Here is a 20,930-nt window from a genome sequence, read left to right as displayed (position 1 = left end):
GCCTGGAGCCGAGCATGCAAATCAAACTCGCCAACCCTCGCGGTTTTTGCGCGGGGGTCGACCGGGCGATCGAGATCGTCAACCGTGCCCTGGAAGTCTTTGGCCCGCCGATCTACGTGCGTCACGAAGTGGTGCACAACAAGTTCGTGGTCGAAGACCTGCGCAACCGCGGTGCCATCTTCGTCGAAGAGCTGGAGCAGGTACCTGACGACGTCATCGTCATCTTCAGCGCCCACGGTGTTTCCCAGGCCGTGCGCCAGGAAGCGGCCGGGCGTGGTCTGAAGGTGTTCGATGCCACCTGCCCGCTGGTCACCAAGGTGCACATTGAGGTGGCCAAGTACAGCCGCGACGGCCGTGAATGCATCCTCATCGGCCACGCAGGGCACCCTGAAGTCGAAGGCACCATGGGGCAGTACGACGCCAGCAACGGCGGCGCCATCTACCTCGTCGAAGACGAGCAGGATGTCGCCAAGCTGCAGGTGCGCGACCCGGACCACTTGGCCTTCGTGACCCAGACCACGCTGTCGATGGATGACACCAGCCGTGTCATCGATGCCCTGCGTGCGCGCTTCCCGAACATCGGTGGCCCGCGCAAGGACGACATCTGCTACGCCACCCAGAACCGCCAGGATGCCGTCAAGCAACTGGCCGGCGAATGTGACGTGGTACTGGTGGTCGGCAGCCCGAACAGCTCCAACTCCAACCGCCTGCGTGAACTGGCCGAGCGCATGGGTACCCCTGCGTACCTGATCGATGGTGCCGAGGACCTGCAGCGCAGCTGGTTTGGTGACGCGGCCCGCATCGGCATCACTGCGGGCGCTTCTGCACCGGAAGTGCTGGTGCGTGGCGTGATCGAGCAGCTCAAGGCGTGGGGCGCTTCTGGCGCCGAAGAGCTCGATGGGCGCGAGGAGAACATCACGTTCTCGATGCCTAAAGAGCTGCGGGTTCGTTCGCTGATCTGATCAGGCACGTGCGCACAGTGAGCCCCTCTCGGGCTCACCCGTGCGCAGGCTGACCCTGCCGCTGGTTGACAGCACTACGTGATGCTGGCCGGTGGGGGAGGAGCGCTCGCATATTTCCAGGGTTGCATTGTTGAGCCCCAGCGGAACCCCCAATGCACTGAACCTCACTTGCCCCCGGGTGTTGTGGGCAATTTTCAGCGGTCGCGACAAACGGTGTTCACGCAGCACCTGCTGATTGTGCTCAAGCACCGCACGCCACCCCTTTCCCCAATCGCCTTCTATGGGTTGCACCAGCACCGCCTGGCCTTGCAGCAATGCGTGGCTGCGCGCACTGCGCAGCGCCTGCGCGAGGTCTCGTGCTGCGGCTGCGCTGTGTAAGTCGTCAGAGATGCCAGTGTAGGCAGGCATCCCCAGCTGTGTCAGAACGGCCGCCATGGCCAGCGCCAACATCATTTGTATCAGTGTTGCACCCTGTTGCCGCACCGTGCATTTCTCCCTGGAAGTGCTTCGCTTCAGCTTCAACGTCGCAGGGCAATTGATCCAGTCGCCCGGCGAGTAATCAGCTGCAGGAAAAGTCGTAGGGGCGCAGGGATGCGAACGATGGAACGGGGCATGACGCTTCTGGAGGTACTGCTGGCCATGGTGGTGGTGGCCGTGGGCATGTTTGCCGCAGCAGCCCTGCAGGTGCGCGCATTGCAGGCAACCGAGGCCGCACGGCACGACGCGCAGGCCGCCTTGTTGGTGCACACACAGCGAGAGCAAACCAGGGCAGCAGGCGAGCGGCAGGTGCAGCGATGAACCACGCACAGCGCGGTTTTGGCTTGCTCGAAGTGGTGCTGGCGCTCGCCATCGGTTTGCTGCTGCTGGCAGCGGCCAGCCAGCTGTTTGTGTCTGCCCATGAAACCTGGCGTCTGCAGGGTGTGGCCGCACGGCTGCAGGGTGATGCCCGGTTGGCCTTGCAACGCATGGCCCAGGACATTCGCATGGCCGGCATGTTCGGTTGCCTGCGCTTGCAGCCCGGCGATTTCAAAGACCCGGCAGCGCGCCAAGCCTTCGCCCACCCACTGCAAGTAGGCCCCACCAGCCTGAGCCTGGTGGTTGCTGAGCTGCCTGGGCATACCGGTGCTCCAGGCTGGACGCTGCTGACCAACTGCACTGACGAGGCCCACGTGTACAAGGGACGAGCTGAAAGTAGCGGACAGCTGTTGGCGTTCCCTATCAGCCGGCACGTCTATGTACTGGAGGAGGGCACGTTGAAGTTCCGGCGACGAGGTAGCCCGCAACCGTTGGTCGACCATGTGCGCGAGATGCGTGTGGCGCTTGTCGAGACACCGCAAGGCGGGCGGGTGGATGTGCACTTGACCCTATACGAACCCACCCTGGGCATCGAACAGCAGCATGTGCTGAGTGTGGCGCTGCGCAACCCAGTGGCCGAGTTATGAAGCGCCAACGCGGCGTGGTGTTGCTGTTAGCGCTGGTACTGAGCGCGCTGCTTGGCCTGCTCGCGGCCTCGGCCCTGCGCGATGCGTTGGTGGAAACACGCATGACCGGCTACTGGCGTGATGGGCTCAAGGCACTTGAGCAAGCCGAACAGACACTGCTGCTGGCTGCTGCGCAGCTACCGCAGGCAACGCCCCCGGTGTGCAAGCCCTGCCAACCACCACAACGCCCGCACGCCTTGCAGGGCGGTTGGCAGGGCAGCGAAAGCGGCTTCTTCCACGTGCAGAACCTTGGCACAAGCGAGCGCGTCGTGCACTTGCCCGAGGGCCAGCAGGCCACCTTGTTCAGGGTGACTGCCGTCAGCCGGCAAGCCGAGTCGCGGCATGTACTGGAAGCGGTGTATGCCCTGTCGGGCGGTGAGGTGCGGCGCATCCTCTGGCGACAAAGATTGAGGGAACCCTGACATGCAGCAAGGCCTGAGCCTGATCGAATTGTTGATTGTCGTGGCCGTGACCGGCATTCTGGCAGCCATTGCCTACCCCAGTTACAGCGACCAGCTCAAGCGAGCCGCACGCAGCGAAGTGGTTGGCTTGCTGCATGACGCCGCCTTGCGCCTGGAGCGCCACCGCGTGCGCACGGGCCAATACGCCGAGGGCGAGCTGGCATTGCCCACTGCCAACCGTCATTACAGCCTGCAGGCCCAACGTGGCAGCGATACCTTCACGCTGAGCGCGAGGCGGCTGCCCAATGGCCTGATGGCCGATGATCGCTGCGGTGATTTTCAGCTTGATCAAAGCGGCGTGCGCAGCAATCCGGGCCGCCTGGACGGCAGCGAGCAGTGTTGGGGAAGCTGAAGCATGAATGATGCCCGGCGCATCGCGGTTTTACTTCAGGTGTTTGGATCGACAGATGAGCAAGCAAGTAGTGGTGGTCGGCGGTGGGGTTATTGGCCTGCTGACGGCGTTCAACCTGGCGGCGAACGTCGGTCAGGTAGTGGTCTGCGACCAAGGTGAGGTCGGCCGCGAGTCGTCCTGGGCCGGTGGCGGCATCGTCTCGCCGTTGTACCCATGGCGCTACAGCCCGGCGGTAACCGCCCTGGCGCACTGGTCCCAGGATTTTTATCCACAGCTGGGCGAGCACCTGTTCGCTGCTACGGGCATCGATCCGCAGGTGCATACCACCGGGCTGTATTGGCTGGACCTGGACGATGAAGCCGAGGCGCTGGCCTGGGCCGAGCGCGAGCGGCGCCCGCTCAGTGCTGTAGATATCTCGGCCGCCTATGACGCGGTGCCGGTGCTGGGGCCTGGTTTCAAGCGCGCCATCTACATGGCGGGCGTGGCCAACGTGCGCAATCCGCGCTTGGTGAAGTCGCTCAAAGCGGCCTTGCTGGCGCTCCCTAACGTGAGCCTGCGTGAACACTGCCAGGTCACTGGCTTCCGCCATGAGGGTGAGCGCGTCACCGGCGTGCAGACGGCAGACGGCGTGATCGATGCCGATGAAGTGGTATTGAGCGCAGGTGCCTGGAGCGGCGACCTGCTGCGCACGCTTGGCCTGGAGCTGCCGGTGGAGCCGGTGAAGGGCCAGATGATTCTGTTCAAGTGTGCCGAAGACTTCTTGCCGAGCATGGTACTGGCGAAGGGGCGCTACGCGATTCCGCGCCGCGACGGGCACATTCTAGTGGGCAGTACGCTGGAGCATGCCGGCTACGACAAGACCCCAACCGAGCAGGCGCTGGAGAGCCTCAAGGCTTCGGCGGTCGAGCTGCTGCCGGAGCTGGCACAGGCCACGGTGGTGGGGCATTGGGCGGGGCTGCGACCTGGCTCGCCGGAAGGCATCCCGTACATAGGGCCAGTGCCTGGGCATGAAGGGTTGTGGCTCAATTGCGGGCATTACCGCAATGGCCTGGTGCTGGCGCCAGCGTCTTGCCAGCTGTTTGTCGATTTGCTGATCGGGGCTGAGCCGATTATCGACCCGGCGCCGTATGCGCCGGCAGGGCGTTTGGGCTGAGAGTGCCGGGCCCGCTTTGCGGGCCTTTCGCGACACAAGGCCGCTCCTACCGGCGATTACGCTGTGCATGTAGGCGCGGCCTTGCGTCGCGATTGGGGCGCGCAGCGCCCCCCTTCACCGAATCCCGCCTCAGCGCGATTGCCCCGGCCCCTGTTCAAGGTGCGCTTGGCTGCAATACCAATCCTTGCCCAGCTTCAACGCCCGGTCATTAGGCAGGTGCACGCCGCAATGGGCGCAGCGCACCATCTTCAGCGGGTCGTCGAGCTTCGGCTCAGAGTGCGATTGCTGGCTGATCTTGAACTTGCGCCACAGCCAGAACGCGGCGGCGATCAGGGCGATCCAGAAAAGTAGGCGAACCATGGTGTCCAGCTTGTCGAATGAAGAAGGCGACAGTCTAGGGCGCAGTCAATAAAAAAGGGAGGCCTCAGGCCTCCCTTTCTATTTATCCACACACTCAGTCAAACAGGCCAAAGGTCATGTAGCTGAACCACGAACGGTCCTGCTCGGCTTCTTTCGGGCCTTCCGGCAGGATCACATCGCCATTTTCGTCCTTCGGCAGCAGCTCTTGCGGCATCTCGGCGCGAGCGTCCTGGAACTGCTTGACCACGTCCTGGTTGGCGCGGGTCTCGCCCGGTGGCAACGGGGTCTCGGTTTCGATCAAGCCCAGGGTCGCCTTGGACAGCCAGCCACGGCCATCAGACTCGGTCTGCTTGGGCTGGAATTCGCCATCGACCAGGCTTGGGTGGTCAGGGTAGTTGAGCTTGAGGGTTTCCAGGCTGGTGGCAGCCGGCTCGTCCAGGTGCATCTTCTGGTACGCCTCGACCATGATCGCCAGGCCGTCGCCGACCGACGGCGTTTCCTGGAAGTTTTCGACCACGTAGCGGCCACGGTTGGCGGCTGCTACATAAGCCTGGCGGCCCAGGTAGTAGTCGGCCACGTGGATTTCGTAGGAGGCCAGCAGGTTGCGCAGGTAGATCATGCGCTGCTTGGCGTCCGGCGCGTAGCGGCTGTTCGGGAAGCGGCTGGTCAGCTGGGCGAACTCGTTGTACGAGTCGCGGGCGGCACCCGGGTCACGCTTGGTCATGTCCAGCGGCAGGAAGCGCGCCAGCAAGCCACGGTCCTGGTCAAACGACGTCAGGCCCTTGAGGTAGTAGGCGTAGTCGACGTTCGGGTGCTGCGGGTGCAGGCGGATGAAACGCTCGGCGGCGGACTTGGCGGCCTCCGGCTCGGTGTTCTTGTAGTTGGCGTAGATCAGCTCGAGCTGCGCCTGGTCGGCGTAGCGGCCGAACGGGTAGCGCGATTCCAGGGCCTTGAGCTTGTTCACGGCGCTGGTGTAGCTGGAATTGTCCAGGTCAGCCTGAGCCTGCTGGTAAAGCTCGGCTTCGCTGAGGTTCTCGTCAATGACTTCCTTATTAGAGGAACAGGCCGCGGTAAGCCCGAGGATGGCGATCAGCAGCAGGTGTTTCACTCGCATGGCGGCTTGCGTCCCTTTGACGGCCGCTGTCTTGGGCGGTGCCGTCCTGTTATGATGAGCGCCCCGGCCAACCCCGGGACAAAAGAAGCCGTATTTAACCACAAGCTCGCAGCCGAAACCAAAGGCTGTGCGCCCGCCGAATCGAGCATGTCCGAGATCATTCAACTTAGCGCAGAGGTACCGTCCGATCTGGGCGGTCAACGCCTCGACCAGGTCGCCGCCCAATTGTTCGCCGAGTACTCGCGTTCGCGGCTTACTACGTGGATCAAAGAGGGCCGCCTGACGGTCGATGGTGCCGTGGTGCGCCCTCGAGACACCGTCTATGGTGGCTCTGTGCTTGTCCTGGAGGCCGAACAAGAGGCCCAGGGCGAGTGGATCGCAGAAGACATCGAGCTGGATATCGTCTACGAAGACGACCATATCATGGTGATCAACAAGCCTGCCGGGCTGGTTGTGCACCCGGCCGCCGGCCATGCCAGCGGTACCTTGCTCAATGCACTGCTGCACCACGTGCCAGACATCATCAATGTGCCGCGCGCCGGTATTGTCCACCGCCTGGACAAGGACACCACCGGTCTGATGGTGGTGGCCAAGACCTTGCAAGCGCAGACCAGGCTGGTCGAGCAAATGCAAAGTCGCAAAGTCAGCCGCATCTATGAGTGCATCGTGATTGGTGTGGTGACCTCCGGCGGCAAGATCGACGCCCCGATCGGTCGCCACGGCGGCATGCGCCAGCGCATGGCGGTCACCGACGGCGGCAAACCGGCGGTCAGCCACTACCGTGTGCTCAAGCGCTTCCGCTCGCACACCCACGTGCGGGTCAAGCTGGAAACCGGCCGGACCCACCAGATTCGTGTGCACATGGCCCATGTTGGTTTCCCACTGGTCGGCGACCAGACGTACGGTGGGCGCTTCCGCATTCCGCCGGCTGCCAGCCCAACCATGGTCGAGGCGGTCAAGACCTTCCCGCGTCAGGCGCTGCATGCGCGTTTCCTCGCGTTGGCCCACCCGATTACCGGTGAAGTCATGAAGTGGGAATCGCCGTTGCCGGATGACTTCCTCTGGTTGCTGACGTTGTTGAACGAAGACCGCGAGAGCTTTATCGGATGAAGGGTCTGACGCAGGCGCTGCTGTTTCCTGACTGGCCGGCCCCGGCCTCGGTTCGCGCTTGTGTCACCACGCGTCAGGGCGGCGTCAGCCTGCCGCCCTATGAAGCGTTCAACCTGGGTGATCACGTCGGTGATGACCCAGTCGCGGTTGCCGAGAACCGCCGCCGTCTGAGCGACGAGTTCGCGATCCAGCCTGCCTGGCTCAAGCAAGTGCATGGCCTGGTGGTGGCGGATGCCGACCCGGCCGTGGTGGCCGAGGCCGACGCCAGCTGGACCGACCAGCCTGGCATTGCCTGTACTGTGATGACTGCCGATTGCCTCCCCGCGCTGTTCTGTGACCGAGCCGGTACCCGTGTGGCCGCCGCCCACGCCGGCTGGCGCGGGTTGGCGGGCGGGGTGCTGGAAGCCACCCTCGACCGTTTGGCCCTGCCACCTGAAGAGGTATTGGTCTGGTTGGGGCCGGCCATTGGCCCGCAGGCGTTCGAAGTGGGGCTGGAAGTGCGTGATGCCTTTACCGCCGTGCACCCGGAGGCCGCCAATGCCTTTGTCGAGGGCGCGCAGCCGGGCAAGCTGATGGCCGACATCTATGCGCTGGCGCGAATTCGCCTGGCTGCCCGTGGCGTTACTGCCGTTTATGGCGGTGGCTTTTGCACGGTCAGCGATCAGCGGTTCTTCTCCTATCGCCGTACACCGCAGGGTGGGCGGTTTGCTTCACTGGTGTGGCTGCAGCCTCGCTGAATTCAAGAAACTGGGGCCGCACAGCGCCCCCAGCATTCCAAAGGCTGACCCCGGTCAACCCCGCTACGCTTGAATCTTCCAGAATCACCCTTATCTATTGGTCATCTCTGGCAGGTTTCTTCATTAAAGGCGCTGTCCATCGCTCCGACCTGCCCTAACAGGAAGGTACTCCCATGCGAATAGACCGTTTAACCAGCAAGCTTCAATTAGCCATATCCGACGCTCAGTCCCTCGCCGTAGGCATGGACCACCCTGCCATCGAGCCCCTGCACCTGGTGCAGGCACTGATTGAACAGCAGGGCGGGTCGATCAAGCCGCTGCTGATGCAGGTCGGCTTCGACATCAACAGCCTGCGTCAGGCACTGGTGAAAGAACTCGACCAACTGCCGAAAATCCAGAACCCCACTGGCGACGTGAACATGTCCCAGGACCTGGCGCGCCTGCTCAACCAGGCCGACCGCCTGGCCCAGCAGAAGGGCGACCAGTTCATCTCCAGCGAGCTGGTGCTGCTCGCCGCCATGGACGAGAACAGCAAGCTCGGCAAGCTGCTGTTGAGCCAGGGCGTGACCAAGAAGGCCCTGGAAAACGCCATCAATAACCTGCGTGGCGGCGCGGCGGTCAACGACCCCAACGCCGAAGAGTCGCGCCAGGCCCTGGACAAGTACACGGTCGACCTGACCAAGCGTGCCGAAGAGGGCAAGCTCGACCCGGTGATCGGCCGCGACGACGAAATCCGCCGTACCGTGCAGGTGCTGCAACGGCGTACCAAGAACAACCCGGTGCTGATCGGTGAACCTGGCGTGGGTAAAACCGCCATCGCCGAAGGCCTGGCCCAGCGCATCATCAACGGCGAAGTGCCCGACGGCCTTAAAGGCAAGCGCCTGCTGGCGCTGGACATGGGGGCCCTGATCGCCGGTGCCAAGTACCGTGGCGAGTTCGAAGAGCGCCTGAAGTCGCTGCTTAACGAGCTGTCCAAGCAGGAAGGCCAGATCATCCTGTTCATCGACGAACTGCACACCATGGTCGGCGCCGGTAAAGGCGAGGGCGCCATGGACGCGGGCAACATGCTCAAGCCGGCCCTGGCCCGTGGTGAGCTGCACTGCGTTGGCGCCACCACGCTCAACGAGTACCGCCAGTACATCGAGAAGGACGCCGCCCTGGAGCGGCGCTTCCAGAAGGTACTGGTGGAGGAGCCGAGCGAGGAAGACACCATCGCCATCCTGCGCGGCCTGAAAGAACGCTACGAAGTGCACCACAAGGTGGCCATCACCGACGGCGCGATTATTGCGGCGGCCAAGCTCAGCCATCGCTACATCACTGACCGCCAGTTGCCGGACAAGGCCATTGACCTGATCGACGAAGCGGCCAGCCGCATTCGGATGGAAATCGACTCCAAGCCCGAGGTGCTCGACCGTCTGGACCGTCGCCTGATCCAGTTGAAGGTGGAATCCCAGGCACTGAAGAAAGAAGAAGACGAAGCCGCGAAGAAGCGCCTGGAAAAACTGCACGAGGAAATCGAGCGGCTGGAGCGTGAGTATTCCGACCTCGAAGAGATCTGGGCATCCGAGAAAGCCGAAGTGCAAGGCTCGGCGCAGATTCAGCAAAAGATCGAGCAGGCCCGCCAGGAGCTGGAAGCCGCCCGTCGTAAAGGCGACCTGAGCCGCATGGCCGAGCTGCAGTACGGGGTAATCCCGGACCTGGAGCGCAGCCTGCAGATGGTCGACCAGCACGGCAAGTCGGAAAACCAGCTGCTGCGCAACAAGGTCACCGAGGAAGAGATTGCCGAAGTGGTGTCCAAGTGGACCGGCATCCCGGTTGCCAAGATGCTCGAAGGCGAGCGCGAGAAGCTGCTGAAGATGGAAGACTTGCTGCACCAGCGCGTGATCGGTCAGCACGAAGCCGTCACCGCCGTGGCCAACGCCGTACGCCGCTCCCGCGCCGGGTTGTCCGACCCGAACCGGCCAAGTGGTTCGTTCATGTTCCTCGGCCCGACCGGTGTGGGTAAGACCGAGCTGTGCAAGGCCTTGGCCGAGTTCCTGTTCGACACGGAAGAGGCGATGGTGCGCATCGACATGTCCGAGTTCATGGAGAAGCACTCCGTGGCTCGCCTGATCGGCGCACCGCCAGGCTATGTAGGGTACGAGGAGGGCGGTTACCTGACCGAAGCGGTACGGCGCAAGCCTTATTCGGTGGTGCTGCTCGACGAGGTGGAGAAGGCGCACCCGGACGTGTTCAACGTGCTGCTGCAGGTGCTTGAGGATGGCCGATTGACTGACAGCCACGGCCGTACCGTGGACTTCCGCAACACGGTGATCGTGATGACCTCCAACCTGGGCTCCGCGCAGATCCAGGAACTGGTCGGTGATCGTGAGGCACAGCGTGCGGCGGTGATGGATGCGGTGGGTTCGCACTTCCGTCCGGAGTTCATCAACCGGGTCGACGAAGTGGTGGTGTTCGAGCCATTGGGCCGTGACCAGATCGCCGGCATCACCGAGATCCAGCTGGGCCGCCTGCGTAGCCGCCTGCTGGAGCGCGAACTGTCGCTTAGCTTGAGCCCTGAGGCGTTGGACAAGCTGATCGCGGTGGGTTACGACCCGGTGTATGGCGCACGGCCACTGAAGCGTGCGATTCAGCGCTGGATCGAGAACCCGCTGGCGCAAATGATCCTGGCCGGCAAATTCATGCCGGGTTCGGCGATCACTGCCGAGGTAGAAGGCGAAGAAATCGTGTTTGCCTGATCCCACCGCTGCAAAAACTAGCCCCGCATCTGCGGGGCTTTTTTATGGGCGCAGCGTTTCTGCAGCCAACATAGAGCCCTGTAGGAGCGGGTTTACCCGCGAAGAGACCCGCCCAAACCCCGTAAAATCGGGGCCTCGCCAGTTTTTTTCATAACTTGCTGAAATTTTTGAAAAAAACGCTTGCGCAGATTTAAGAGTGCCCCTAATATACGCCGCGTTGTCAGGCACTAAGCGAATCACCAGGAACATCGGTGTTAGCAAAACAACTTAGAAATCAGTAAGTTGAATGAAAAAAAGTGGTTGACAAGCAAAACGAAGAATGTAGAATAGCCGGCCTCAGCAGCGACAAAGCGAAAGCGAAGAAGCTAAAGAGTTCGAAGCTAACACAGACTTCGAAGCAGTAAAGATGTACCGAAGTTCAGTTCCGCGATAGCTCAGTCGGTAGAGCAAATGACTGTTAATCATTGGGTCCCTGGTTCGAGTCCAGGTCGCGGAGCCAATCTCGGGGTGTAGCGCAGTCCGGTAGCGCGCCTGCTTTGGGAGCAGGATGTCAGGAGTTCGAATCCCCTCACCCCGACCATTTTCAGGGTCGTTAGCTCAGTTGGTAGAGCAGTTGGCTTTTAACCAATTGGTCGTAGGTTCGAATCCTACACGACCCACCATGTAAAGAGGGCATCTCGACTGAGATGCCCTTTTTCTTTTGTCTCGGTTTTATCTGAACAATCTCTGGGCCTGCTGTGCAGGCCTTTCGCGGCACAAGGCCGCTCCCACAGGAACCGCAATCATCTGAAATGGTGGGCTCTTGTGGGAGCGGCCTTGTGCCGCGAAAGGGGCGCAAAGCGCCCCCCAGCATTCCTCAGTGCAGCTTCAACCGCGGCTCTGTACCGCGCCCAATCTTGCTACCCAGCATCATCATCGCCGTGCGGAAGAACCCGTACAGCGCCATCTGGTGCATCCGGTACAGCGACACATAGAACATTCGCGCCAACCAGCCCTCCAGCTTCACGCTCCCCATCAGGTTGCCCATCAGGTTACCCACCGCCGAGAAGCGCGACAGTGACACCAACGAACCGTAGTCCTTGTACGCGTAAGTCGGCAGCGCCTTGTTCTCCAGCCGCGCCTTCAGGCTTTGCGCCAGCATCGACGCCTGTTGATGTGCAGCCTGCGCCCGTGGCGGCACGTTGCGATCGCTACCCGGTTGCGGGCACGCGGCGCAGTCACCGAAGGCAAAGATGTTGTCATCGCGGGTGGTCTGCAGGGTAGGGCGCACCACCAGCTGGTTGATGCGGTTGGTTTCCAGGCCATCGATGTCCTTGAGGAAGCCCGGCGCACGGATACCGGCCGCCCACACCTTGAGGCTGGCCTGGATCACTTCACCGTCCTTGGTTTTCATCCCATCCTCGGTCACTTCGCTGACCGCCGCATTGGTCATCACCTTCACCCCAAGTTTTTCCAGGGTCTTGTGCACCGGTACGCTGATGCGCTCAGGCAGTGCAGGCAAAACCCGTGGGCCCGCCTCGATCAGGGTGATGTGCATGTCCTTGGGCTGGATGCGGTCCAGGCCATAGGCTGCCAGCTCGTGCGCGGCGTGGTGCAACTCGGCCGCAAGCTCCACGCCAGTGGCACCGGCGCCGACGATGGCCACGCTGATTTTCTCGCTGGCCACATCACCGGCGTGGGCGCGCAGGTAGTGGTTGAGCAGTTGCTGGTGGAAGCGCTCGGCCTGCTTGCGGGTATCCAGGAACAGGCAGTGCTGCGCCGCGCCCAGGGTGCCGAAGTCGTTGGTGTTGCTGCCCACGGCGATGACCAGGGTGTCGTAGCTCAGGGTGCGCGCAGGCACCAACTCGCGGCCCTCTTCATCGAGGGTGGCGGCCAGTTGGATCTGCTTGCCTTCACGGTCCAGGCCGCTCATGCGCCCCAACTGGAAGTTGAAGTGATTCCACTTGGCCTGGGCCACGTAGTTCAGTTCATCTTCCGAGGAGTTCAGCGAGCCGGCCGCCACTTCGTGCAGCAGCGGCTTCCAGATGTGTGTCAGGTTGGCGTCGACCAGGGTGATGTCGGCGTGCTTGCGCTTGCCCAGGCTTTTACCCAGGCGGGTCGCCAGTTCCAGGCCGCCGGCGCCGCCGCCGACAATCACGATGCGATGAGTCATGGGGATATCTCATAAGGTTTACGGAATTCGTGGCCCTGGGGGCCGGCCGCACACGGTATGAGGGGAGGGCGAGCGCGAGGCAGCTCATAGCACCAGTCCACTCAACAGGCGGCTTATGAGGCCCAGACCAATGGTCACGGCCACCACCAGTACAAGGAGCAGCCATGGCCGGAAGGGCCTGCGCTCGACTTGGTGCTGGGGGGCGCGTAGATACTCATCGACACGACGCTGATCTTCTGGATTCAGGCGGCTGGTCATGGTGGGCCTCGTCAGATAGACGTTTGTGACTGCGCAAACGCTACAGCGTTCAGGCAAGCGCTTGAAACAAATGATAATGCTTTCTATCTCTGGCGCCGAGTGTACGCCATCGCAAAGACTCTCGGCACTGGATCAAAGACTGATGCCTACATCGAAGACAATGCTGCGCCCCAGGTTGGCGCGCAGGAAGTCTGGCGCATCGGGATGGGCGAACAACACACGGGCGAATGTCGGGCCGACCAGCGACAGCGAGCGCCAACCCTGGCGCAGGTATTCGGTGGGCGGCGGGAAGTGGGTGTTGAGGTCGAGCACTTCGCGCTTGAGGCTGGCGAACGCGATGATGTCCAGCTCGTTCAGCTCCAGCCCACGTTCCCTATAGTTGTGCGCCTTCTTGCGCAAGGTCGGGGCCAGGCGCACCAGCAGTTCGGTGGCACTGATCCGCCGCGGGCGTGCCTCGCGGCGCACCAGTTGGGCCAGGGAAAACGCGCTGCGCCGGCGTTGCAGCTCTTCGCGCCACTCATCGTTCAGGCGACGGCCTTCGTCCAGTACGAAAAACACCTCGAATGCCGCATCGCGGAACAGCACGTCCGGCGGCTCCTGCCCGGCCGGGGTGAAGTCTTCGCTGCGGTAGGGAATGTTCAACCCTTGCAGTAGGCGTTGGCATACCCAACGCTCACGCTCCCATTTGCGTGCATTGGAGAGAAAGGCATTGGCTTGTTCGGCCTGGATGGTAAGCAGGCGCAGGTAGTCTGAGTCATCCATGCAGACAAGCTTAGACGCTAATCGATGACGGTAAGATGCTGTTTGTGCGTAGAAATCAGCCCAGCACCGGCCATTGCTGCACCACACCCAGTAGATGCACCAAGCCAAACCCCAGGCAGATCAGCGAGCTGACCACGATAAAGCGCCGCGTACGTCCGGTGCCAGCCAACAGCCACGGCCCAAGCAGCCCCCGCGCCAGGTAGACCAGGGTGATCAGGCAGATGGCCGGAACCAGCAACGGCAGGCGTCCGATAAGGCCAGCAGCGGACAGTGCGTAAGCCGACCAGATCAGCAACACCACTGCGATGGCCGCTGTAATCAGTGCCGGATACCAACGCCCTTTTTCCGCCGCCACAGCCATACGCTCGCCTGCACCGAACAAGCGGTACCAACGCGGGCCGACCACGATAATAGCCAGGTGCAAAAGGCCGATCACAGCGTTGAGCACTGCTGCGAGCAGCAGGGTGAGGTTGATTCCTTCCGACATTTTGAATGCGTCCTGCATTGCGGGGAGGCGCCAGCCTACAGCAGCCGGATGAAACGGAGAATGGGTGTAGACTCACTTTTGTCCACAGGGGAGAGAGGGGTATTCGTCAGGTGATCAGTGCACAGGTGTTGTCCAGCACCAGCCTCACGCTGGGCTGGCTTGGTTACGTGCCACTGTTGCTCTGGGCCGCCAGCCGCGCCCGCTGGGTGGAGCTGTTCAGCGACCGGCGTCGTCAGCATCTGCTGTTTGGTACGGTGTTCTGCCTGTTTGCCCTGTGGCTGGTCAGGCGCGATTTTGACACCGGCGTGTCGTATCACTTCATTGGCATGACGGCCGTCACTCTGCTGCTGGACTGGCCGCTGGCGGTGCTGGGGGGCTTTCTTGCGCAGCTGGGGTTGCTGGCGCTGGGGCGCCAGGACCTGGCGGCTTTAGGCGTCAACGGCCTGCTGTTGATTGGCTTGCCGGTGCTGATTACCGAACTGTGCGCCCTCGCGGTCGAGCGCGCGCAACCGCGAAACCTGTTTGTGTATATCTTTTGTTCAGGGTTTTTTCCGGCGGCGCTGACGGTGCTGGTGTGTGTGTTGGCCGGGTTGGGGATTTTGTGGCTGGACGGGCGTTTTGCCATGCCCGAGTGGCTGAGTGATTTTGTGGGCTACCTGTGGCTGATGATGTTCCCCGAGGCGTTCATCAACGGCATGGTGATCAGTGCGCTGGTGGTGTTTTGCCCGGAGTGGCTGGAAACGTTCAACCGCACGCGGTACCTGCAGGCGCCGTGGAAGGATGACCAGTGAGTGGTGGTGAGGCCCCTGTGGCAGTAACTGGCTTCTGTTGCTTGTTCCGGCTTCATCGCCGGCAAGCCAGCTCCCACAGGTGTGGCGCTAACTGTTGGGTCTGCGCAAATCATGTGGGAGCAACTGTCTTCTTGTGGAAGCTGGCCTTGCCCGCGAATGGGCCTCACAGCAACCCAGGGATCAGCTTAGTGCCGCGGCTCCAGGTCCCCGGAATACAGCTCATCTTCGGACTCTTCCGAACCCGCGATCTTGTGCTCCTCGGCCGCCCAGGCCCCCAGGTCGATCAGCTTGCAGCGATCAGAGCAAAACGGCCGGAACGCGCTTTTCTCGTTCCATTCCACAGGTGCGCCACAGGTCGGGCAATCGACGGTCAATGGCTGGCTCATGGCTGGCCTCCTCGTAAAGTCAGGTAAAAGTGATGCAGACGGTCGATCTGCTCGTGCAACGCGGCAAGGTCGCGGTCATTGACCACTACATCGTCGGCATGGCGCAGGCGCTCGTCGCGGGCCAACTGGGCCTGCAGAATGGCCTGCACCTGCTCAGGGCTGGTGTTGTCCCGTTGCAGGGTGCGTTGCACCTGCAACGCCTGCGGTGCATCGATCACCAACACGCGTTGGGTCTTGCGATACTGGCCAGACTCGATCAGCAAGGGTGACACATACACGGCATAAGGCGATTGCGCCTTGGCCAGGTAGCTAAAGATTTCCTGCCCGATCAGCGGGTGCAGCAGCGCTTCCAGCCATTGGCGCTGGGCGGGGTCGGCGAAAATCAGCTGGCGCAAGGCGGCGCGGTCGAGCTGGCCGTCGTCCAGCAGCACGCCGGGGCCGAAGCGCTCGACAATACTCGCCAGCGCCGGGCGACCAGGCTCAACCACCCAACGCGCGGCCTGGTCGGCATCGACCAGGTGCACGCCAAGCTCGACGAAGCGCTCGGCGGCGGCGCTCTTGCCGCTGCCGATGCCGCCGGTCAGGCCGAGAATCCAGGGGGTGAAAGCTGCAGTGGTCATCAGAATCCAAGCAGTTGCATGTAAGAGGCGTATATTTCATCACCCCAGAGCACGGCAATCCACCCCGCAATGGCCAGATAAGGGCCAAACGGCATGGCGGTACCGATGGAATGCTTGCGTACACGCAGCAGACACACGCCCACCAACGCCCCCACCACCGACGACAGCAGCAATGTCAGCGGCAGCACCTGCCAGCCACCCCAGGCGCCGATCAGTGCCAACAGCTTGAAATCGCCATAGCCCATGCCTTCTTTGCCGGTCACCAGTTTGAACAGCCAGTACACCGTCCACAGGGTGAGGTAGCCGACCACGGCGCCGCACACCGCATCGGGCAAGGGCACCACTACCCCGAAATAATTGACGATCAACCCAAGCCAGAGCCCTGGCAGCACGATAGCGTCGGGCAGCAGTTGTTGGTCATAGTCAATCAGGCTCAGGGCCAGCAACCCCCACGTCAGCGGCAGAAGCGTCAATGCCTCGACGCTGGCCCCGCAGCGCCAGGCCACCACCATCGACAGCAGCGCACAGCCCAACTCGACCAACGGGTAACGCGCGCTGATGCGGTGTTTGCAGGCAGAACAGCGCCCGCGCAACGTCAAGTAGCTGAGGACCGGGACGTTTTCCCACGCCCGAATCCGATGCCCGCACTGCGTGCACTGCGAGGCCGGCAGGCACAGGTCGAAACGCGCGTGCTCGGCCACCGGCAACCCCAGCACTTCTTGTGCCTCACGCTGCCACTGGCGGTCCAGCATGATCGGCAGGCGATACACCACCACATTGAGAAAACTGCCCACCAACAGCCCGAGCACCGTCGCCAGGATGATGAAGTAAGCCGGCTGCATTGCCAGGAAGGTCCATAAAGTCATGTTCAGATCAAACTACCCAGCTGGAAGATCGGCAGGTACATCGCCACCACCAGGCCGCCAACCAACAGGCCCAGGATCAGCACGATGGCGGGCTCCAGCAGGCTGGTCAACTGCTCCAGCGCCTGGCTGACCTGTTCTTCGTAATGGCTGGCGGCTTTTTCCAGCATCGTGTCCAGCGTGCCACTGGACTCACCAATGGCCACCAGCTGCACCAGCAGCGGCGGGAACAGCGGCTCGGCTGCCATCGCCTGGTTCAGCCCCTGCCCATTGGCCATGCCTTGGCGTAACCGCAAAATCGCCTGCTCATGCAGCTCGCCACCACTCACCTTGGCCACCGTCCCCATGGCATCCAGCAGCGGCACCCCAGCGGCATACGACGTAGCCAGGCTGCGCGCAAAGCGCGCCATCGCCGCCTGCGCCAAAAGCTTGCCGAACACCGGCAGGCCCAGCACCCGCTGAGATATCCACAGGCGCGCCGGCGCATGCTGGCGGTAGAGCTGGCGCCCCGCCAAACCCAGCAGCGCCATACTGATCAGCAACAGCGGCGCATAACGCCCCAGCCCTGTGGACAAGTCGATGACCCACTGCGTGAAAGCCGGCAGCGCCGTATCAAACCCCGCGAACAGATTCTGAAACTGCGGGATCACCTCCAGTAACAAAACCGCCGAAACCCCCAGCCCGGTCAACAACAACAGCAGCGGATAGATCATCGCCTTGCGCACCTTCTTGTGCAGGGCCAAACGCTGCTCCAGCATCCCCGCCAACTGCTCAAGCTGCCGATCGAGCGTGCCGGACTGTTCACCCACCCGCACCAAGTTGCAGTACAACGTATCGAACCACCCCGGGTGGCGCTGCAGCGCATCCGCCAGCCCCAGCCCCGACGCCACATCCTGTTTCAATCGCACCAGCAACGCCGCCTGCCCCGCATCACACCCACTGCGCCCCATCACCTCGAACGCCTGCAGCAGCGGCACCCCGGCTTTGAGCAAGGTCGCCAGTTGCCGGCTGAAGCCCGCCGAGTCGGTTTTCTCAGGCCGCTTCGGCCACCGCCACACCAGGCCACCGGCCGGCCGCAAGCTGGCCACCAGAATGCCCTGGCGCAGCAACCCCGCGCGCACATAAGCCGGGCTGCGCCCAGGCGTCTGCCCGTTAACAGCTAGGCCATTGGCGTCGGTGCCCTGCCAGGTGTAGAGGCGTATCGAATGGTTCATGCAAAGGTCCTTTTTTGCCCGAGCGACAAGCTTGGAAACAGCTTGCCGTGCCCATGAGAGGGCGTGCTTCCCTGATGCTCACTAGAGTAGTTCAGCGAAGGTGACGCCCAGGCGGGGAGGGGTGACAAAAGGTGTCTGTTCAGGCCTACTGCGCCGCTGCCAGCCTGGGGTCGAGAGTGACCCCAAATGTGTATGCGTATAAACAAGGAAAACGTTCATGAAAGGGCAACGCGGTATCACCCTGATCGAACTGATGATCGTCGTCGCGATCATTGGCATTCTGGCGACCATCGCCATACCGATGTACACCAACCACCAGTCCCGCACCAAGGCGGCGGCCGGGCTGTTGGAGATCTCGTCACTCAAGCCCCTCATGGACCTGCGCTTGAACGAAGGCAAGGACGTGCTGGATGTAGGGTCGCTGGGCGGGCAGCCGGCAACGGCGCATTGCGCGATTACGGCTGAAGGCAAGGCTGCTGATGGCACCGGGAAGATTGAATGCACCCTGGTCGATGCCCCGGCCACAGTGGTTGGCAAAGCCATTACCCTGACCCGCACCGCGACCGGGTGGAGTTGCACCACCAACATCGAGGAAGACCTGGCGCCGCGGGGTTGCAAAGGGGCGTGAGGGTAGGGGAATAAGCGAAGGGAAACAGGGGTTTGCGTAACGGCTGCGGCAGTGGTACGTTGCGCTACACGCCGGTGTAGCTCAGTCGGTAGAGCAGCGCACTCGTAACGCGAAGGTCGCAGGTTCGATTCCTGTCTCCGGCACCAGTTCAGGTTCCAGCGAAAGCTACCAAAATCTCTGGAACCCCCGTAGAACCCGCCTTCTGGCGGGTTTTTTCGTTATGGCGTTCCGTCGGATCCCGGCAGCTGCCAGCCGATTTAGGGGTAACGTTTGGGATAAAGTCGATTCGATAAAGGGGTTTACCCTTATGGCTCGTACTACTGCTCCCCTGACCGACACCGCATGCCGTTCGGCCAAACCTACTGACCGCCCCTACAAGCTTTTCGACGGTGACGGTCTTTACCTCCTCGTCTACCCCAATGGCCGCAAAGGCTGGCGCTTCCGGTATGTGAAACCGGATGGGCGAGAGGGGCTGACCTCGTTTGGCAACTATCCCGTCATCGGTCTCGCAGATGCCCGGCAGAAGCGTCTTGAGACTAAGCGGATGCTGGCTGAGGGCATTGATCCGATTGCGTCCAAGCAGCAGGCCAAGGCCGAGGCGGTTGTCAGAGGCCACACATTCGAACGTGTTGCCTTGGACTGGCATAAGGAAATGTCCGTGAAGTGGGCGCCGGGCCATTCTAGGACTGTGTTGAGTCGCTTAAAGACTCACGTATTCCCGCTGCTCGGCGCACGCGCCATCGTTGATCTGGATACCTTCGACCTCATGCAGCCGCTGGAAGAGATCAAAAAACGCGGCACTATCGATGTGGCCTTGAGGGTGCAAAACTACCTACAGAGCATCATGCGTGAGGCTAAGCGGCAGCGGCTGATCACGGTGAACCCTGCATATGATCTTGAGGGCTTCATCAGCGCGCCACGGGTTACGCACCGGCCTGCACTCCCACTGTCACGTCTGCCTGAGTTGATGGATCGCATCGAGAACTACAAGGGACGCACGCTTACTCGGCTGACAGTCATGCTGTCGCTGCATGTGTTCGTACGCTCCAGCGAATTGCGCTTCGCACGTTGGAGTGAGTTCGACCTGAAGCGCGGTATCTGGGAGATACCTGACACACGGCCCGCATTGGATGGCGTCCCGTATTCAACCAGAGGAACGAAGATGGCGGGCGACATCCACCTTGTCCCGCTTTCACCGCAAGCAGTGGCATTGCTCGAAAAGATTCATGCGATCACGGGGTACTTTGATCTGGTGTTCACCAGTGACGCTCGCTCGTGGAAGCCTATGTCCGAGAACACCGTCAACAGCGCTTTGCGGAACATGGGCTACGACACCAAGACAGAAATCTGCGGGCATGGCTTCCGGTCGATGGCGTGCAGTGCCTTGGTCGAATCCGGACTGTGGTCAGAGACTGCTATTGAGCGGCAGATGAGCCACAGGGAGCGCAACAACGTTCGGGCGGCGTATATCCACAAGGCCGAGTTCCTGGAGGAGCGGCGAATGATCATGAGCTGGTGGAGCCGTTATCTCGACGCGAACCGGCAGGAGCATATCTCGCCGCATGAGTTCGCGAATCAGACCGGGGCAAACGTTTCTAGCCTAAGAGCGAGGCGTGGCGCAGTCGAGTGAGCGCACGGCTTTGATATTTCGGTGATCCGCTTTCCATGCGGGTCCATCCAAACAGGGCTGCAAAGCTGCCCTGTTTGGATGGACCTCACCTAAAAAATCAAAAGCACCCAATCGGCTACTGGAAACCACCGGATTCCGTACACGCTTAATGCCATTTTAAACCGCAAAATCCCGCGGGCGAGTCGCTTGACCCTCTCGGATTGCGGGCGTAGAAAAGACAGTGCAAAGGCTGTCGTTGACAGCACCCAGGTGACCCGAGCCTTCAAGGTCACGCCGCTCTCGCGGTGGTTCTCCCCAAGGGCGATTCGCATCCGGCAGCTCTCCCGGTCACTACCCATGTGATGGATGCTCTTACACATATAGCGCTCGTGCGCCAGATACACTGTACCTCGCTGCCCTGCAGCAACCTATCCGCTTGGCCGAATCTTGCGCCAACTGGTGCCCGTCTCTTTTCCTGAAAAGAGACGGGCACTTCTACAACTGCTGCAGCCCTGATCGCACAAGGCTTTGCGGCATTCCCCCTCGTGACAATTGGCGTGACAAACGCCGATATCACCAGCAACAGCCATGTAGATGATGGTGCCGCAGGCCACGGAATGGACTGCACCTGACTGACAGTCAGGCATGCCCCGGTCATCGCAGTGCTGCGTTCACCCGGCTCAGGATCTTCA

The 20,930-nt window shown here is 61.9% G+C and carries 24 protein-coding genes and 4 tRNA genes; 17 read left to right on the top strand and 11 right to left on the bottom strand.

The genetic code is table 11. The features are described from left to right. Nucleotides 1–14: 14 nt before the first annotated feature. A complete protein-coding gene (gene ispH, locus OGV19_RS20515; protein WP_264310405.1) occupies nucleotides 15–962 on the top strand; it encodes a 4-hydroxy-3-methylbut-2-enyl diphosphate reductase in 948 nt (315 codons plus the stop codon). On the opposite strand, the gene OGV19_RS20510 is transcribed toward ispH, so the two are convergent. Next, nucleotides 963–1,445 carry a GspH/FimT family pseudopilin gene (locus OGV19_RS20510; RefSeq protein WP_264310404.1) on the bottom strand — a complete coding sequence of 161 codons (483 nt, stop codon included), beginning with the start codon at nucleotides 1,443–1,445 and terminating at the stop codon, nucleotides 963–965. On the opposite strand from OGV19_RS20510, the gene OGV19_RS20505 reads away from it, so the two are divergent. Genes OGV19_RS20505 through thiO form a run of 6 tightly spaced genes read left to right on the top strand, consistent with a single transcriptional unit; the run spans nucleotide 1,396 to nucleotide 4,409 of the window. Further along, nucleotides 1,396–1,521 carry a hypothetical protein gene (locus tag OGV19_RS20505; RefSeq protein ID WP_264314020.1) on the top strand — a complete coding sequence of 42 codons (126 nt, stop codon included), beginning with the start codon at nucleotides 1,396–1,398 and terminating at the stop codon, nucleotides 1,519–1,521. The two genes, OGV19_RS20510 and OGV19_RS20505, sit on opposite strands and share 50 nt — an antisense overlap. A gap of 32 nt (nucleotides 1,522–1,553) precedes the next feature. Beyond that, nucleotides 1,554–1,760, top strand: a complete 207-nt coding sequence (locus OGV19_RS20500; protein ID WP_264310403.1) for a prepilin-type N-terminal cleavage/methylation domain-containing protein — start codon at nucleotides 1,554–1,556, stop codon at nucleotides 1,758–1,760. Next, complete coding sequence (locus tag OGV19_RS20495; protein WP_264310402.1) at nucleotides 1,757–2,404, top strand: PilW family protein; 648 nt, start codon at nucleotides 1,757–1,759, stop codon at nucleotides 2,402–2,404. Before OGV19_RS20500 ends, OGV19_RS20495 begins: the two co-directional genes overlap by 4 nt. After that, nucleotides 2,401–2,865 (top strand): hypothetical protein, encoded by a 465-nt coding sequence (locus OGV19_RS20490; protein ID WP_264310401.1) that lies wholly within the window; start codon nucleotides 2,401–2,403, stop codon nucleotides 2,863–2,865. The genes OGV19_RS20495 and OGV19_RS20490 overlap by 4 nt, the downstream gene beginning before the upstream one ends. Before the next feature lies 1 nt (nucleotide 2,866). Next, entirely contained in the window at nucleotides 2,867–3,256 is a 390-nt protein-coding gene (locus tag OGV19_RS20485; RefSeq protein WP_264310400.1) for a type IV pilin protein, read from the top strand. A gap of 55 nt (nucleotides 3,257–3,311) precedes the next feature. Then, nucleotides 3,312–4,409: a glycine oxidase ThiO gene (thiO, locus tag OGV19_RS20480; RefSeq protein WP_264310399.1), complete on the top strand. Its 1,098-nt coding sequence runs from the start codon at nucleotides 3,312–3,314 to the stop codon at nucleotides 4,407–4,409. A gap of 129 nt (nucleotides 4,410–4,538) precedes the next feature. Here the strand turns inward: thiO and OGV19_RS20475 are convergent, their stop codons facing one another. Then, on the bottom strand, nucleotides 4,539–4,769 hold the full coding sequence (locus tag OGV19_RS20475; RefSeq protein ID WP_264310398.1) for a PP0621 family protein: 231 nt from the start codon (nucleotides 4,767–4,769) through the stop codon (nucleotides 4,539–4,541). Nucleotides 4,770–4,863: 94 nt separating this feature from the next. Beyond that, nucleotides 4,864–5,883: an outer membrane protein assembly factor BamD gene (locus OGV19_RS20470; RefSeq protein WP_264310397.1), complete on the bottom strand. Its 1,020-nt coding sequence runs from the start codon at nucleotides 5,881–5,883 to the stop codon at nucleotides 4,864–4,866. A 147-nt stretch (nucleotides 5,884–6,030) separates the two neighbouring features. Here OGV19_RS20470 and rluD point away from each other — a divergent pair, with 147 nt between their 5' ends. From rluD to OGV19_RS20440, 6 genes are all read left to right on the top strand, one after another. Continuing rightward, nucleotides 6,031–6,993: a 23S rRNA pseudouridine(1911/1915/1917) synthase RluD gene (gene rluD / locus OGV19_RS20465; RefSeq protein ID WP_027594565.1), complete on the top strand. Its 963-nt coding sequence runs from the start codon at nucleotides 6,031–6,033 to the stop codon at nucleotides 6,991–6,993. Further along, entirely contained in the window at nucleotides 6,990–7,730 is a 741-nt protein-coding gene (gene pgeF / locus OGV19_RS20460; RefSeq protein ID WP_264310396.1) for a peptidoglycan editing factor PgeF, read from the top strand. The genes rluD and pgeF overlap by 4 nt, the downstream gene beginning before the upstream one ends. A gap of 173 nt (nucleotides 7,731–7,903) precedes the next feature. Continuing rightward, complete coding sequence (clpB, locus tag OGV19_RS20455; RefSeq protein WP_264310395.1) at nucleotides 7,904–10,468, top strand: ATP-dependent chaperone ClpB; 2,565 nt, start codon at nucleotides 7,904–7,906, stop codon at nucleotides 10,466–10,468. Nucleotides 10,469–10,891: 423 nt separating this feature from the next. Next, a tRNA-Asn gene (locus OGV19_RS20450) sits at nucleotides 10,892–10,967 on the top strand. 4 nt (nucleotides 10,968–10,971) lie between these two features. Then, a tRNA-Pro gene (locus OGV19_RS20445) sits at nucleotides 10,972–11,048 on the top strand. A 6-nt stretch (nucleotides 11,049–11,054) separates the two neighbouring features. Beyond that, nucleotides 11,055–11,130 (top strand) — tRNA-Lys (locus OGV19_RS20440). A 194-nt stretch (nucleotides 11,131–11,324) separates the two neighbouring features. On the opposite strand, the gene OGV19_RS20435 is transcribed toward OGV19_RS20440, so the two are convergent. The 4 genes from OGV19_RS20435 to OGV19_RS20420 form a co-directional block, all read right to left on the bottom strand. Continuing rightward, nucleotides 11,325–12,620: an NAD(P)/FAD-dependent oxidoreductase gene (locus OGV19_RS20435; protein WP_264310394.1), complete on the bottom strand. Its 1,296-nt coding sequence runs from the start codon at nucleotides 12,618–12,620 to the stop codon at nucleotides 11,325–11,327. Between the two features lie 84 nt (nucleotides 12,621–12,704). After that, the gene (locus OGV19_RS20430) at nucleotides 12,705–12,878 is read right to left on the bottom strand and encodes a DUF3094 family protein (RefSeq protein ID WP_013970765.1); all 174 of its coding nucleotides are present in this window, start codon (nucleotides 12,876–12,878) and stop codon (nucleotides 12,705–12,707) included. 132 nt (nucleotides 12,879–13,010) lie between these two features. Next, complete coding sequence (locus OGV19_RS20425; RefSeq protein WP_264310393.1) at nucleotides 13,011–13,640, bottom strand: DUF1780 domain-containing protein; 630 nt, start codon at nucleotides 13,638–13,640, stop codon at nucleotides 13,011–13,013. Nucleotides 13,641–13,695: 55 nt separating this feature from the next. Next, the gene (locus tag OGV19_RS20420; protein ID WP_264310392.1) at nucleotides 13,696–14,127 is read right to left on the bottom strand and encodes a hypothetical protein; all 432 of its coding nucleotides are present in this window, start codon (nucleotides 14,125–14,127) and stop codon (nucleotides 13,696–13,698) included. A gap of 110 nt (nucleotides 14,128–14,237) precedes the next feature. Here OGV19_RS20420 and OGV19_RS20415 point away from each other — a divergent pair, with 110 nt between their 5' ends. After that, on the top strand, nucleotides 14,238–14,918 hold the full coding sequence (locus OGV19_RS20415; protein ID WP_264310391.1) for an energy-coupling factor ABC transporter permease: 681 nt from the start codon (nucleotides 14,238–14,240) through the stop codon (nucleotides 14,916–14,918). 185 nt (nucleotides 14,919–15,103) lie between these two features. On the opposite strand, the gene yacG is transcribed toward OGV19_RS20415, so the two are convergent. From yacG to OGV19_RS20395, 4 genes are read right to left on the bottom strand one after another with little or no spacing between them, the layout of a single operon-like run. After that, on the bottom strand, nucleotides 15,104–15,304 hold the full coding sequence (gene yacG / locus OGV19_RS20410; protein WP_027594560.1) for a DNA gyrase inhibitor YacG: 201 nt from the start codon (nucleotides 15,302–15,304) through the stop codon (nucleotides 15,104–15,106). Next, complete coding sequence (gene coaE / locus OGV19_RS20405; RefSeq protein WP_264310390.1) at nucleotides 15,301–15,924, bottom strand: dephospho-CoA kinase; 624 nt, start codon at nucleotides 15,922–15,924, stop codon at nucleotides 15,301–15,303. The genes yacG and coaE overlap by 4 nt, the downstream gene beginning before the upstream one ends. Continuing rightward, nucleotides 15,924–16,790, bottom strand: coding sequence for a prepilin peptidase (locus tag OGV19_RS20400; RefSeq protein WP_264310389.1), 867 nt, complete (start codon nucleotides 16,788–16,790; stop codon nucleotides 15,924–15,926). Before OGV19_RS20400 ends, coaE begins: the two co-directional genes overlap by 1 nt. Before the next feature lie 2 nt (nucleotides 16,791–16,792). After that, nucleotides 16,793–18,001, bottom strand: coding sequence for a type II secretion system F family protein (locus OGV19_RS20395; RefSeq protein ID WP_264310388.1), 1,209 nt, complete (start codon nucleotides 17,999–18,001; stop codon nucleotides 16,793–16,795). A 217-nt stretch (nucleotides 18,002–18,218) separates the two neighbouring features. On the opposite strand from OGV19_RS20395, the gene OGV19_RS20390 reads away from it, so the two are divergent. From OGV19_RS20390 to OGV19_RS20380, 3 genes are all read left to right on the top strand, one after another. Continuing rightward, nucleotides 18,219–18,629, top strand: coding sequence for a pilin (locus tag OGV19_RS20390; protein ID WP_264310387.1), 411 nt, complete (start codon nucleotides 18,219–18,221; stop codon nucleotides 18,627–18,629). Nucleotides 18,630–18,699: 70 nt separating this feature from the next. Next, nucleotides 18,700–18,775, top strand: a tRNA-Thr gene (locus OGV19_RS20385). A gap of 161 nt (nucleotides 18,776–18,936) precedes the next feature. Beyond that, complete coding sequence (locus OGV19_RS20380) at nucleotides 18,937–20,259, top strand: tyrosine-type recombinase/integrase (protein WP_264310386.1); 1,323 nt, start codon at nucleotides 18,937–18,939, stop codon at nucleotides 20,257–20,259. The last annotated feature ends 671 nt before the right edge of the window (nucleotides 20,260–20,930 follow it).

It is taken from the genome of Pseudomonas putida, from assembly GCF_025905425.1.
Classification (GTDB): domain Bacteria; phylum Pseudomonadota; class Gammaproteobacteria; order Pseudomonadales; family Pseudomonadaceae; genus Aquipseudomonas; species Aquipseudomonas putida_AF.
The sequence above is the reverse complement of the archived record's forward strand: the minus strand, read 5'-3'. Positions and strand labels throughout refer to the sequence as shown.